Origin of the sequence: Sorangium sp. So ce1153 (genome assembly GCF_051521595.1) — a bacterium.
GTDB lineage: Bacteria > Myxococcota_A > Polyangia > Polyangiales > Polyangiaceae > Sorangium.
Genome location: NZ_CP150361.1, coordinates 12582535 through 12596538, shown reverse-complemented (window position 1 = coordinate 12596538; position 14004 = coordinate 12582535). Strand labels below are relative to the sequence as shown.

Sequence of the window (14004 nt, the reverse complement as noted above, 5' to 3'; positions counted from 1 at the left end):
AGTCTGGCGCGGACGAGAAAAACCGCCGCGGCGCGCCCGCCTCGCGTTGACGGTCGGCGCTTGTCGCCGATAGCCTCTTCCTGGAGCGCTTGTACATTTCTTCTTTTCGACCTCTTCGCGAAGGGAGCTGCCCGTGAATCGAAGCACCCCGAGGATGCTGCTCGTGGCCCTCGCGCTCTCGTGCGCGGCCGCGTGCTCGGGAACAGACGGAGACCAGGGCGGATCGAGCTCGGGCGACGGTCCCGGTCCCGGTCCCGGTCCCGGTCCCGGTCCAGGCACCGGCGTCCAGTGCGCGCCCGGCGTCACCGCGCCCGGCCCGATGCCGCGCCTGACGCGGCTCACGCACGCGCAATACGACAACACGATCCGGGATCTCCTCGGCAAGGACATGAAGGCCTCGGCGGCGTTCCTGGCGGACCCCGCGTTCGAGGGGTTCACCAACAACGCCAGGGCGCTCACCGTCTCCGACCGCCTCGCCCGCGATTACCGCCGCGCCGCGGAGACGATCGCGGCGGACGCCGTCGCCGACCAGGCCGTGCTCGGCAAGATCCTGCCCTGCGCCCCGGAGGGCGACGGCGCCGCGTGCGCCCGGCAGCTCATCAAGGAGCTCGGCAAGCGCGTTTACAGGAGGCCGCTCTCGGCGGAGCAGGAGGAGGCCTACGCCGCCGCCTTTGCCCGCGGCGACGGCCTCTTCGAGTCGGGCACGCCGTTCGAGCAGGGCATCCGCCATGTGATCGAGGCGATGCTCCAGTCGCCGCACTTCCTCTACCGCGTCGAGCTCAGCGACGAGCTCGACAGCGAGCAGGTCATCCCGCTCGACGGCTACGAGGTCGCGACCCGGCTCTCGTACCTGCTCTGGAACAGCCTGCCTGACGACGCGCTGCTCGCGGCGGCGGAGGGCGGCGCGCTGGGCACGCCCGAGGGGATCGAGGTCGAGGCGCGGCGCATGCTCGCCGACGACAAGGCGGTGAGCGCGCTCGACGACTTCCACCGCCAGTGGCTCCACATGAGCGGCTACGCGGATCTCTCGAAGGATCCCGCGCTCTACGAGGGCTTCGACGCCAGCGTCTCCTCGGCCATGCTGGCCGAGACGCAGCAGTTCATCCGGCACGTCATCCTCGAGCTGGAGGGCGACTACCGGACGCTGATGACGGCGCCCGTCGGGTTCGTGAACGACAAGCTCGCCCCGATCTACGGCGTGGACGGGTCGTTCACGAGCGAGCTCGTCGAGACGCCGCTCGACCCGAGCGAGCGCGCGGGGCTCCTCACGCAGGCCGGCTTCCTGAGCTCGCACGCGTTCTTCAACAAGACCTCGCCGATCCACCGCGGCGTGTTCATCCAGCGCCAGATCCTCTGCGCGGAGCTCCTGGACCCGCCGGCGAACATCAACACGGAGCTGCCGCCCATCCAGGGCGAGATCAGGACGACGCGCGACCAGGTGGAGGCGCACACGTCCCCGAAGGCGTGCAGCTCGTGCCACGGCATGATCAACCCGCCTGGCTTCGCGTTCGAGCACTTCGACGCGGTCGGGCGGTACCGGGCCGACGAGGAAGGCGAGCCGATCGACGCGACCGGCACGATGAGGGTCGGGGAGACCGAGGTGAGCTTCGACGGCGCCATCGATCTCGTGAAGCAGCTCGCGGAGAGCCCGGTCGCCCAGCGGTGTTACCTGACGAACTGGTACCGATACGGCAACGCCCGCCAGCTCTCGCGCGAGGACGCGTGCACGATCGAGGACCTCGACAAGAAGCTCGTGGAGTCCGGATACAACATCAAGGAGCTGCTCGTCGCGCTCACGCAGACGAGGACGTTCAGGTATCGAGCGGTGGAAGAGGTGGACCAATGAAGCGCAGAACGTTCTTGCGGGGCGCGTGCGGGGTGATGCTCGGCCTCCCGTTCCTCGAGTCGCTGCGGGCGGGCGACGCCAAGGCGGATCCGGCGAGCGCGGCGCGCCGGTTCATCGCCTTCTTCATGTGCAACGGCGTGAACATGGACCGGTTCTTCCCGAGCACGCAGTACGGCGCGCTGACGGCCGCGTCGTTCGGGGCCGAGCGGGCGATAGCGCCCCTCGCCGGGTACCGGGACAGGCTCCTGATCCCGCGGGGCATTCACATGGCGCCGCGCGGCTTCGGGTGGGACATGAGCGCGGGCGACGACCACGCGAAGGGGATGGGCTGCAAGCTCACGGCGCAGCCGCTCGTCCAGGGCAGCCAGTACCCCGCGGGGATCTCGCTCGATCAGTTCATCGCGAGCAAGGTCAACCCGCCGGGCACGCCCGCGCTGACGCTGATGGTCGGGGCGAGGACGCCGAACGTGCGCGGGCACATCTCGTACAGCGGCAGCGAGCAGCCCGTCGCCGGCGAGAACAACCCGTGGCTCGCGTACAAGGACCTGATCGGCGAGACGAACCTCGAGGAGGAGGCGCTCGTGCGGCTGACGAAGCGCCGCGAGAGCGTGCTCGACCTGGTCGGGGCCGAGTACGAGGGCCTGCTCAAGAAGAAGCTCAGCAAGGCCGATCGCGAGAAGCTCGAGATGCACTTCCAGACGGTGCGCGACCTCGAGGTGGGCATGGGCAACGCGGGGGTCATCCCGCGCGAGCTCCCGCCCGAGCGGGCAGCCGAGATCGAGGCGATCAACCCGGACACGGTGTCGTTCGACGCCGAGTTCAAGAAGATCGGCCGGATGCAGATGGACATCCTCGCGCTGGCGATCGCGACCGGCGCGACGCGGTCGGCGACGCTGCAGTGGGGCTCGGGCGCGCACGGGCCCATCTTCAAGTGGGACGGGATGAGCCACGAGTACAACCACCACAAGCTGTCTCACGGGAACACGAAGGACGACGACTCCGGGAGCGTCGTGGACGGCTACGAGGAGATGCTCTTCAACATCGATCGCTGGTTCATCGGCGAGTATGTGTATCTGCTCGACCGGCTCGCAGGCTACGACGAGGGCGGGACGTCGGTGCTCGACAACAGCGCCGTCGTGTTCATGAACGAGCTCTCCAACGGCAAGGTCCACGACTTCCGCGACCTGCCGTACATCATCGCGGGGAGCTGCGGCGGTTACTTCAAGACGGGGCAGTACATCAAGGTGACGGGGCAGCGGGACACCGTGCAGGACGAGGACGCGCCCCACAACAAGCTGCTCACGACGCTCGCGAACGCGGTCGGCTGCACCGAGGAGGGCGGGGGGCCGATCAAGAACTTCGGCTCCTTCGGCGAGCCCGGCGAGTTCGACCAGCTCAAGGCCTGATCCAGCGCGTCGCCGGCCCGGCGGCGAGCGAGAGGTGCGTCAGAGCTCGAGCGTTGAGCGACGCCGGGCTCTCTGGCGTCACATAGCGCGTCGCCGTCGCGAACCACGATCGCGGCACGAACCACGGCCCGAAGTCGTAGGCCGTCCCCACCTCGTCGAACACCGGGTCGGCGATCGAGCAGGGCTTCGAGGTCTACGTGATCACCGACGCCTGCGGCGACGTGTCTGACGAGGCTCACGAGCGCGCCGTCACGCGCATGGTCCAGGCCGGCGCGCGCCCGCTGACCGCCCTGCAGTACTTGCTCGAGCTCCAGCGCGACTGGGCTCGCGGCGCGACCTACGGCGCGACCACCGGGATCGCCGCCGAGCTCGGGGGCGCCTACGGCCTCGGCATCATCCACGCCGAGTCCATGTTCAACGCCTCCGAGGGCGGCCACCAGGAGCGCATGAAGCTCTACCTGCTCTCGCTGGGCGTCGGCGTGCTGGTCGCGGCATCTGCTACAGCGTGCTGAACGTGCGCTCACCGGCGCCGCCGATCGTCGCGCGGATACGGCATGCTCGGCATGCTCCTCGGCGAGCAGGTCGTCCCGGTCGCGCGGCGGCTCCTTGCGGGGGAGCCGCTCAGTGCGGCATGGTTCTCCCGCGAGTGCGCGCCCAGGATCACCGGCGTTTCCGCGCTCGAGTCCGACCATGGCGACCACGCCTCCCGCTGAGCCATCCGCCGCTCCTGTTCTTCAAACGCCATCTCTAACGAGGATCTCCCATGAAAGAAGAAACATTCACCGGCCGCGGTGGCACGCGCCTCCACATGCGCTCCTGGCGGCCTGCGGGGACACCGCGCGCGGCCGTGGTGCTCTGCCACGGCATTCTTGCGCACAGCGGGCAATACACGTGGTCGGGGGAGCAGCTGTCGGCGGCGGGTTTTGCCGTGTATGCCTACGACCATCGCGGGCGTGGCAAATCGGAGGGGCCGCGCCTGTTTATCGATGACGTCGCCGAGTACACGGACGATCTGGGGACGTTCGTCGCCCTGGTGAAAAACCGCGAGCCCGGCCTCAAAGTGTTTCTGTTGGGTCACAGCATGGGCGGAGTGATCTCCTGCACCTGGGCGCTGGATCATCAGGGAGAGATCGCCGGTTTCATCTGCGAGAGCTTCGCGTTCGAAGTGTGGGCGCCCAAGCCCGTGCTGTCGCTGGTGCGTTTCCTCGGGCGCGTGGCGCCGAAATTGCCGGTGCTGAAGCTGCACGAGAAGGACTTCACGCGCGACCCGCAGGCCCTGCAGAAGCTGAACTCGGATCCGCTGACCCACGGTGAAGTCCAGCCGGCGGGCACGGTGGCCGCGCTGCTCAAGGCCACGGACCGCATGCGCGCGGAGTTCGGGACCATCACGCTGCCCTTGCTCATCATGCACGGCACCAGAGACAAGGCCACCGTGCCGGCGGGCAGCCAGCTCTTCCATGACAGGGCCGGTTCGAGCGACAAGACGCTGAAGCTCTACGAAGGGCACTTCCACGATCTGCTCAACGACCTCGGCAAAGAGCAGGTGATGGCCGACGTGGTGGGCTGGATCAACGCGCGCGTAGCCTGAGGTGCCATCATGAATAAGCTCGCCGCCGAACAGGTGGCCTCGTTCCTGCGTCACGCCATTCAATAGATAGAAGGAGTGCCACATGCCGATTTTCAAGACCAAAGAAGGCGTCGAGATTTTCTACAAGGACTGGGGCAGCGGCCAGCCGCTGGTGTTCCATCATGGCTGGCCGCTGTCGGCGGACGACTGGGATGCGCAGCTCATGTTCTTCCTCGCGAAGGGCTTTCGCGTCATCGCCCACGATCGTCGCGGTCACGGGCGTTCGTCGCAGACCTTCGACGGCAACGAGATGGACACGTACGCCCGCGACGTGTCGGAGCTCACCGCTCACCTCGGTCTCAAGGGCGCGGTGCACATCGGCCACTCCACGGGCGGTGGTGAGGTGGCGCGCTATGTCGCGAAGCACGGGCAGGACGGCCGCGTGGCGAAGGCCGTGCTCATCGGTGCCGTGCCGCCGATCATGGTCAAGAGCGACAAGAATCCCGGCGGCCTTCCCATCGAGGTGTTCGATGGATTCCGCGCCTCGCTCGTCGCGAACCGCGCGGAGTTCTACCGCGCCGTGCCCGCGGGGCCGTTCTATGGCTTCAATCGCCCAGGCGCCACGACGCTGCCGGGCGTCGTCGACAACTGGTGGCGGCAGGGCATGATGGGCGGTATCAAGCCGCACTACGACTGCATCAAGGCGTTCTCGGAGACCGATTTCACCGACGACCTCGAGAAGATCGATGTGCCCACGCTCGTGATGCACGGCGACGACGACCAGATCGTGCCCATCGCGGATTCCGCGCTGCTCTCGATCAAGCTGCTCAAGAAGGGCACGCTCAAGGTCTACAAGGGCCTGGGGCATGGCCTGTGCACCATCAACCCGGACGTCGTCAATCCGGATCTGCTCGAGTTCATCCGTTCTTGAGGGCGAGGGCCGCGGACTCGAGGGTCCGCGGCCTTTCATCGCTGTCTGCGACCGAGCGCGTGGCCAGCGTGGCGTCGGCAGCGTCGTAGTGGTCGCCGCCTGGACGGGCAAACGCATGCCTGCGCACGACCGACGCCTCGGCGTCGCTTTGCACGACGAACGTGCGAACCGTGATGCGGCGACGAGCGGGCTCGACGTCGCGCGAAGCGTCGTTCACGTTGAGGATCAGGTTCAGGACCACCTGCTGCAGCTGGACCGGGGCGCCAACGACCGCCGGCAAGCTCGGCCTTAGCGCCGTCTCGAGCACCACCACCTCGGTTGAGCGTGGACTCGTGCCTGTGTCCGCGTGGCATGTCCCCTGCAATCGGGCTTCGTCCTCAAAGGAGCGCTGCCCTTTATGACGAAGCGACCTTCCCGAAGAACATTCCTTCATGCTGTGGGCGCGGGCGTCGCGCTCAGCGCGTGTGCCGGAGGCGCGCAGGTGGGGCAAAACGCCACATCCGCGAGCGGCGGCTCTCAGGAGCCTCCCCAGGGGCCCGCGCCTGGTGCGCCGGGGGAAAAGGACGTCGAGCTGCCGGCCGGCGGGGTGATGCCGACACGGCCCCTCGGGCGGACCGGCGTGAACGTCAGCCTCGTCGGCCTCGGCGGGTACCACATGGCGGTCCCGAAGGACGAGCAGGAGAGCATCCGACTCGTGCGCTTCGCGCTCGATCACGGGATCAATTTCCTCGACAACTGCTGGGATTACCATGACGGCAAGAGCGAGGAGCGGATGGGCAAGGCGCTCCAGGAAGGGTACCGCCAGAAGGCCTTCCTGATGACCAAGCTCGACGGCCGGACGCGCGCTTCCGCCGAGGCGCAGCTCGAGCAGTCGCTCCGCCGGCTGCGCACCGACGTCATCGATCTCGTGCAGATGCACGAGATCATCCGGATGAGCGATCCCGAGCAGATCTACGGGCCCGGCGGCGCCATGGAGGCGCTCGTCGCCGCGAAGAAGGCCGGCAAGATCCGGTTCATCGGCTTCACCGGGCACAAGGACCCGGACATCCACCTGGCCATGCTGCAGATGGCCGAGCGCCAGGGGATCCCGCTCGACACCGTGCAGATGCCGCTCAACGTCATGGATCCCCATTACCGCAGCTTCGAGAAGAAGGTCCTCCCGGTGCTGACCGAGCGGGGCATCGGGGTGCTCGGGATGAAGCCGTTCGCCAGCGGGGAGATCGCGAAGACGGGCGTTGTCTCGCCGATCGACTGCCTGCACTACCCCATGAGCCTGCCGACGTCGGTGGTCATCACCGGCTGTGACACGATGGGTGTCCTCAAGCAGGCGCTCAAGGCGGCGTACACGTTCCAGCCGCTCGGCAGCGAGCGCGTGTCCGCGATCCTCGCGCGCACCGCCGAACTCGGGGCCACCGGGAAGCACGAGCAGTTCAAGACCTCGGAGCGCTTCGACGGCACGACCAAGAACCCCCACTGGCTGACCAGCGCCACCATCTGAGCGGGGGTCGCCCGCTTCGGATACGGGCCCACCTCGACGTTTTCGGTGCTCGGCGCACTGGAGTGCGCCTGCGCGCCGAAAACGCCGATCTGGGCCCGTCTCCTGTGCGGGCGAGCCCCGCTCGGGGACGTCAACTCAGGACAGGAGGAGAGGGTAGAGCTCAGAAGCCGAACGTCGGATCCCGGTCGGAAGGGCGCTTGCTGGAGGGCGCCGGAGAGGCCCGCCGGGGCGGGGGAGGCGCCGGCGGGCGCGCCGGCCTCGACACGCCCCGCGCGGCGCCTGTGGAGGGCGCTGCCGGGGGCGTGGCCGCACCGGCGGCGGCGGACGAGGAAGCGGCGGGGAGGGCGCTCGCGGGCGGCGCAGCGGGCTCCTGGGCGGCCGGCGAAGGCGGCGGAGCTGGGTCCTGCGGCACGGGCGAGGGCGACGGAGCGGGCTCCTGGGCGCCGGGCGCAGGTATCGCGGCCGGCGTGGCGGGCGCTTCCGGTACCGGCGAGCGAAGCAGGACGAGGGCGGCGACGCCCGACCCGATCGTCAGCGCGCCGGCGACCACCGCGATGAGCGCCCGGGCCGAGGAGCGACGGTCCGCTTGCGGGGGCAAGGCGCCTCCGACGGCCTCCAGCGTGCCGCCCGCCGCGAGCGTGCCGCCCGGGCCATGGACTCCGCCCGGGCCCGGGCTCGACATGCGGCCGGCGACCAGCGTGCCGCCCGCGACCAGCGTGCCGCCGGCGGCCGCCGCGTCATCCAGGGCCACGGTGCCGCCCCGGAAGACCGGCGCGCTGCCCTGAGCCGGCGGCGCGCCATCCGAGCCCGGCGCGCCGCCGTGGGCCATCGCGCCGCCCAGGCCCGGGGCGCTGCCGTGGGCCGCCCGCGCGCCATCCGAGCCCGGGGCGCCGCCGTGGGCCATGGCGCCGCCCAGGCCCGGGGCGCTGCCGTGGGCCATGGCGCCGCCCAGGCCCGGGGCGCTGCCGTGGGCCATGGCGCCGCCCAGGCCTGGCGCGCTGCCGTGGGCCATGGCGCCGCCCAGGCCCGGGGCGCTGCCGTGGGCCGCCCGCGCGCCATCCGAGCCCGGGGCGCTGCCGTGGGCCATCGCGCCGCCCAGGCCCGGCGCGGCGCCCTGGGCCATCACGACGGAGGAGTCCATCGCGCCGCGCGGCTCCGGGAGCGGCGTGCGCTGCACCGCCGCGGCGAACGCCCGGGCGAGCTCGCTCGCGCTCTGGAACCGCTCCGCCGGCTCGCGCTTGAGCGCGCGCTCGAGGAACTGATCCAGCTCGGGCCAGAGATCCGGCGCGAGCTGCGAGGGGACCGGGATGTCTCCCGTGCAGATCTCCACGAGCACGTCGCCGAGCTCCTCGCCCGGGAAAGGCAGCTGGCCGGTGATGCACTGGAAGATGATCACGCCGAGCGACCAGAGATCGCTGCGGTAGTCGATCGTCTTGCTCCGGCGCACCTGCTCCGGGCTCATGTAGTGCGGCGAGCCGATGAGCGTGCCCGTCTTCGTCGCGTCGGCGGCCAGCCCGGTGCCGGTCGACTTCGCGACCCCGAAATCGAGGATCTTGACGATCTCCTCGCCCTGGCGCGCGAGGAAGATGTTCGCGGGCTTGAGGTCGCGGTGGATGAGCCCCACCTCGTGCGCGCGGCGGAGCGCCTTGCACACCTGACTCATGATGCCCAGCGTCTCGGCCGGCTCGAGGCGGCCGCGGCGCGCCAGGTACGCCGCGAGGTCCTCGCCCTCGAGGAGCTCCATCGCGAGGTAGGGCGTGTCGCCCTCGAGCCCGTAGTCGTAGACGTGGACCACGTTGGGCGTCCGGAGCTGCGCAGACGCCTTCGCCTCGCGCTCGAACCGCGCCCGCGCGACCGGGGAGTCGGCGTGCTGCGGCATCATGAACTTGATCGCGACCTCGACGTCCAGCTGGAGGTGCCGGGCCACCCAGAGGAAGCCCATGGCGCCGCCCGCCAGCGGTCGCTCCAGGCGATACTTGCCCCCCACGACGCTCCCGGCTTCAAGCGACAGCATGCGATCGAGCCTTCCGCGTCCCAGCGTCCTTGCGTCCGGGCCCCCGGGGTCTAGCAGACGCGGGGCCCAGTGTCGCGGTTCTTACAACCACAGGCATCTCGCCCCATCATGCCACGGCCGCGGTGACGCGACGAAGGCCGAGCGCGAGCGGGCCGCTGTCGCATCTTCTCTCCTCCGCCCTACGCGTCCTCCGTGCCCCCGCGCGCCCAGCGCTCCCGCGGCCACCCCGCCGCCGCGAGGGCACGGACGAGCCCGTCCAGCCGCGAGGCGCCGAGCGCGCGCTCCCCGCCGCGCCGGGGAGTCTTTGCGGGATCCGGTACTAAGCTGCGCGCGGCATGGCCGACGCCTCTGCGATCACCGCCGTCCTGGGCCCGACCAACACCGGCAAGACCCACCGCGCCATCGAGCGCATGCTCGCGCACGACTCGGGCATGATCGGCCTGCCCCTGCGGCTGCTCGCGCGCGAGGTCTACGACCGGGTGACCACCCGGGTCGGCGAGGCCCGCGTCGCGCTCGTGACCGGCGAGGAGAAGCGCGTCCCGCGGCGGCCGGACTACTGGGTGTGCACCGTCGAGGCGATGCCGATCGACCTGGAGGTCGACTTCCTCGCCATCGACGAGATCCAGCTCGCGGGCCACGACCAGCGCGGCCACGTGTTCACCGAGCGGCTGCTCCTCTCGCGCGGGCGGCGCGAGACCTGGTTCCTCGGCGCCGACACGATGCGGCCCCTCATGTCCGAGCTCGTGCCCACCGCGAAGCTCGTCCAGCACCCGCGGCTCTCGCGCCTCGCGAGCGCCGGCGCCGGCAAGCTCTCGCGGCTGCCGCCGCGCAGCGCCGTCGTCGCCTTCTCGACCCCGCAGGTCTACGAGATCGCCGAGCGGCTGCGCGCGCAGCGGGGCGGCGCGGCGGTCGTGCTCGGCGCGCTCTCGCCGCGCACGCGCAACGCGCAGGTCGCGATGTTCCAGTCGGGCGAGGTCGACTACCTCGTCGCCACCGACGCGATCGGCATGGGGCTCAACCTCGACGTGCGCCACGTCGCGTTCGCGGCGCTGCGCAAGTTCGACGGGCGCGACGTGCGCGACCTCGACCCCGCCGAGCTCGCGCAGATCGCCGGCCGCGCGGGCAGGCACCTCGCGGACGGGACCTTCGGCACGGTCGCCCCGCTGGCCCTCCCCGACGGCGTCGCCGCCGCGATCGAGGCGCACCGCTTCCCCCCGCTGCGGCGGCTGCTCTGGCGGAGCAGCGAGCTCGATCGGAGCTCGATCGACGCGCTCCTCGCGTCGCTGCGGGAGCCGCCGCGCGCCCGCAGCCTCAAGCTCGTCCGCGACGCCGAGGACACGGCCGCCCTGGCGCGGCTCGCCGAGGACCCGGAGATCCGCGCCCGCGCGCGGGGTGAAGCGGCGGTGGGGCTGCTCTGGGAGGTCTGCCGCATCCCCGACTTCCGCAAGCTCCTGTTCGAGTCGCACGTCGCGCTCCTCGCCGAGATCTACGGGCAGCTCTCGGGCCCGAAGGCGGCGCTCGACACGGACTGGATGGCCGCCCGGGTGGCCGAGATCGACGACGTGGGCGGCGACATCGACACGCTGATCACGCGGATCGCGTCGATCCGGACGTGGACCTACATCTCGAACCACGCGCGCTGGGTCCGCGACGCGGCGGCGTGGCAGGACCGCACGCGCGCGATCGAGGATCGCCTGAGCGACGCGCTCCACGAGCGGCTGGTGCAGCGCTTCGTCGAGCGGGGCGGCGGCGCGGCGCGGGGCGGGCGGTCTTCGGGCGCGTCGCGCGCGCGCGCGGTCGCCAGCGGGGGCCCGCGCCGGGCCGAGGCCGAGGAGCCGGTGACGCTGCCCGAGGGGCACCCGTTCGCGCGCATCGCGGCGCTGCGGGCCCTGCTCGCGCCGGGGCCGGCGGCGCCCGCGCCCGAGGACGACCTGGCGCGGTGGGTCGAGTCGATCGTGGGGGCGCCGCACGAGCGCTTCTCCGTCGACGCGGCGGGGCGGATCCACGGCGGCGATCAGCTGCTCGGGCAGCTCGCGCGGGGCCCGGCGCTGCTCCTGCCCGACGTGCGGCTCGCGGCGCTCGAGGACGTCGGCCCGGGGGCGCGGTCGCGGGTCCTGCGGCGGCTCGTGGCGTTCGCGCGCGACCTCGTCGAGGAGCTGCTCGGGCCGCTGCGGTCGCCGGAGGTGCGCGCGCTCCCCGGGGCCGCGCGCGGCATCGTCTACCAGCTCGAGCAGGGGCTCGGGACGGCGGCGGCGCGGGAGGCCGGGGAGCAGATCGCGGAGCTCGCGCCGGAGGACCGCGCGCTGCTCAAGGCGCACGGCATCGAGGTGGGCGAGCGCGTGATCTACGTGCAGCAGCTGCTCCGGCGCGGCGCGCTGGAGCGCCGGCTCGCGCTGTGCGCGGCCTGGTTCGACCGCGGCCGCGTGCCCGCGTGCCCGGCGCCCGGCGCGGTGTCGGTGCCCGCCGCGCGCGGCGTGGATCCGAGGGCGTACGCGGCGATCGGCTATCCGGTCTTCGGCACGCGGGCGATCCGCGCCGACGTGGCCGAGCGCGTCCACCGGGCGCTCGTGAGCGGCGAGCCGGCGGCGCGGCTCTCGAGCTGGATGGGGTGCCCGGCGCGGGAGGCGCCGCGGGTGGCCGCGTCGCTGCTCGGGTAGGGCGGGGGGAGCCAGCGCCGGCGGCGAGCGTCTGGCGTGACGCGCGTGACGCGCGTGAGGCGCGTGAAGCGCGTGACGTGCGTCGCGCGCTTCACGCCCCGCCCGGACCGTCGCTCGAGCCGTCCTGCGCGCGCGGCTCGGCCTCGGCGAGGCCCGTCCACCAGCCGCTCGCGAGGGCGAGCGCGATCCATCCCTGCAGGCCCGCCCGCAGCCGCGCGGCCTCCTCCGCGGTGCAGCCTTGCTCGACGGCGGCGAGGGCCTCTCCGAACGGCAGCTCCCGGCAGCGCTCGAGCAGGCGCGCGAACAGCGGATCCACGGAGGTCGTGGTCGTGCCGGCCGCGCTCCGGGCGAAGACCCAGGTCCGGGTCGACGGGTGGCGACGGATCGCCTCCGGCGCGCCCTCCTCCCGATCGGCCCCCGCGAGGCGCGAGAAGCGGGCGAGGTCCCAGTCCTCCTGGGCCAGCGTGCAGGACACCGCGAAGCGCAGCTGCCCCTCAGCCAGCCTGGCGAGCTCCTCCGGCGCTGGCCGCCAGAGCCCCTCGAACGGCGACTCGTAGGCGTGCCGCTCTGCCTCGTCCATGCGCAGCGCCTGGCGGACCATGGCGCGCGGGGCCCGGGAGAGCTCGATCCGCCGGCACCACGCGTCTTCCTCGTGTTCGCGCTCCTGCTCGCGCGCCGGGCGCTTCGATCGGCGAGCGCGGTTCGCCCCGTCGTCGAGGCGCTGGAGGGCCTGGTCGAGGCGCCCGGCGAACCCGCGGGCCACCTCGTCGAGGTCGAAATGACGGGGCGGGCGCGCGGCGAGGTGGAGCGCGGCGAGGTGGTTGACGTGCCAGTAGCCCATGGCCCGCGACACGCGCGGGAAGCTCGTCTGCAGGGCGGTGAACAGCCGCATCCAGTACTGGCGGTGGTAGAGCGCGAGCCGCTCCGCCGGAGCGGCGCTCCCGGGGCCGCTCCTCAGCTGCGCCACGAGCCGCGCGGGATACAGCTCCTGCCGCTCCCGGAAGACCCCCGTGCCCGAGTCGAGCGGCCCGCGGAGGACAGCGGTGAAGTCGCGCTGGAGCTCTCGCAGCCAGCTCGGGGGATCTCCACCGCCCGGGCTCATGGAGACCGCACCCGCCGGGTAGTGCTCAAATCTGGCCGGAGAGAGTTCACATGAAGGCGGGAAGGCGGGAAGATCATTGATCTTTTCTTCCCGCCTTCCCGCCTTCATGTTCAATTTTGAGCACTACCACCCGCCGCGCCTTGTCGAGCTCCGAGAGCGCCACGGACAGGGGCGGGATCTCCGCGTCCCATTCGAGGAGCGTCGGGAAAGGGCCGCCCCGGCGCCACGCCTCCTCGTAGAGAGACCACACCTCGTCGCACACAGGACGATCGTGCGTGTCGTGCCGCAGGCCCGAGGGCAACCTCTGGTGGCCGGCCAGGTGGACCTGCAAGACCCGGTTCCATGGCACGCTGTCGAGGTACTCGCGCGGATCGAACCCGTGGTTCTCGCTGGAGACGAACACGTTGTTGAGGTCCAGCATGTACCAGCAGCCTGACTCTTCCACCACGCGGCGGTAGAACACCCACTCCGGCAGCGTGTCGCGCTCCCAGGCGACGTAGGAAGACAGGTTCTCGATCCCGAAGGGGACGCCGAGAGCCTCCTGGACCTCGAACGCCCGGCCGGCGGCGTAGGGGATCAGCTCAGGATCGTGGGGCGCAGGCAAGAGGTCGTGGTGCGTCACGCCCTCGAACGCCGTCCAGCAGAGGTGATCCGTGAAATACGGAATACGGAGCTCCTGGATCAGATCCTTCAGCCGGGACAGGTAATCTCGGTCGAGGGGGCCTTCGCCCAGCAGGTTCAGGGAGACGCCGTGGGCGACGATCGGATAGCGCTCGGCGATGCGCCGGAGCCGCTCCCGGGGTAGCTTCGACGCGCCGAGGTAGTTCTCGGCGATGATCTCGAAGAAGCCGAGCGGGGGCCGGAGCCGCTCGATCTCGTCGTAGTGCGGCGGACGCAGCCCGAGGCCGAGCGCGTCCCGCGCGAGCGCGCGCGCGTCTCGCGTCCGGTCGCCGGCGGGATCTCGCGGCGCGCTCATCGGCCGG

At 71.4% G+C, this 14004-nt stretch carries 11 protein-coding genes and 1 pseudogene; 8 read left to right on the top strand and 4 right to left on the bottom strand.

Annotation, left to right across the window (positions count from 1 at the left end):
- Positions 1–133: 133 nt before the first annotated feature.
- The 6 genes and pseudogenes from WME85_RS45850 (at position 134) to WME85_RS45825 (ending at position 5750) form a co-directional block, all read left to right on the top strand.
- Positions 134–1846: a DUF1592 domain-containing protein gene (locus WME85_RS45850; RefSeq protein WP_437830763.1), complete on the top strand. Its 1713-nt coding sequence runs from the start codon at positions 134–136 to the stop codon at positions 1844–1846.
- Positions 1843–3252 (top strand): DUF1552 domain-containing protein, encoded by a 1410-nt coding sequence (locus WME85_RS45845; protein WP_437830760.1) that lies wholly within the window; start codon positions 1843–1845, stop codon positions 3250–3252. The genes WME85_RS45850 and WME85_RS45845 overlap by 4 nt, the downstream gene beginning before the upstream one ends.
- Positions 3253–3413: 161 nt before the next feature.
- A pseudogene (locus tag WME85_RS45840) lies at positions 3414–3764 on the top strand (isochorismatase family protein); the annotation flags it as partial.
- A gap of 42 nt (positions 3765–3806) precedes the next feature.
- Positions 3807–3965 carry a DUF1427 family protein gene (locus WME85_RS45835; protein WP_437830759.1) on the top strand — a complete coding sequence of 53 codons (159 nt, stop codon included), beginning with the start codon at positions 3807–3809 and terminating at the stop codon, positions 3963–3965.
- Between the two features lie 50 nt (positions 3966–4015).
- Positions 4016–4840 (top strand): lysophospholipase, encoded by an 825-nt coding sequence (locus tag WME85_RS45830; protein WP_437830757.1) that lies wholly within the window; start codon positions 4016–4018, stop codon positions 4838–4840.
- A gap of 82 nt (positions 4841–4922) precedes the next feature.
- Positions 4923–5750 carry an alpha/beta fold hydrolase gene (locus WME85_RS45825; protein ID WP_437830755.1) on the top strand — a complete coding sequence of 276 codons (828 nt, stop codon included), beginning with the start codon at positions 4923–4925 and terminating at the stop codon, positions 5748–5750.
- Here WME85_RS45825 and WME85_RS45820 read toward each other — a convergent pair.
- Positions 5737–6063, bottom strand: a complete 327-nt coding sequence (locus tag WME85_RS45820) for a hypothetical protein (RefSeq protein ID WP_437830752.1) — start codon at positions 6061–6063, stop codon at positions 5737–5739. The two genes, WME85_RS45825 and WME85_RS45820, sit on opposite strands and share 14 nt — an antisense overlap.
- A gap of 276 nt (positions 6064–6339) precedes the next feature.
- Here WME85_RS45820 and WME85_RS45815 point away from each other — a divergent pair, with 276 nt between their 5' ends.
- Positions 6340–7248, top strand: a complete 909-nt coding sequence (locus WME85_RS45815) for an aldo/keto reductase (protein ID WP_437830750.1) — start codon at positions 6340–6342, stop codon at positions 7246–7248.
- A gap of 160 nt (positions 7249–7408) precedes the next feature.
- Here WME85_RS45815 and WME85_RS45810 read toward each other — a convergent pair whose 3' ends face one another.
- A complete protein-coding gene (locus WME85_RS45810) occupies positions 7409–9262 on the bottom strand; it encodes a protein kinase domain-containing protein (RefSeq protein ID WP_437830748.1) in 1854 nt (617 codons plus the stop codon).
- A gap of 335 nt (positions 9263–9597) precedes the next feature.
- Here WME85_RS45810 and WME85_RS45805 point away from each other — a divergent pair, with 335 nt between their 5' ends.
- A complete protein-coding gene (locus WME85_RS45805; protein WP_437830746.1) occupies positions 9598–11919 on the top strand; it encodes a helicase-related protein in 2322 nt (773 codons plus the stop codon).
- 91 nt (positions 11920–12010) lie between these two features.
- Here the strand turns inward: WME85_RS45805 and WME85_RS45800 are convergent, their stop codons facing one another.
- On the bottom strand, positions 12011–13021 hold the full coding sequence (locus tag WME85_RS45800; RefSeq protein ID WP_437830744.1) for an HvfC/BufC N-terminal domain-containing protein: 1011 nt from the start codon (positions 13019–13021) through the stop codon (positions 12011–12013).
- 73 nt (positions 13022–13094) lie between these two features.
- Entirely contained in the window at positions 13095–13997 is a 903-nt protein-coding gene (locus WME85_RS45795) for a DUF692 domain-containing protein (RefSeq protein WP_437830741.1), read from the bottom strand.
- Positions 13998–14004: the final 7 nt, after the last annotated feature.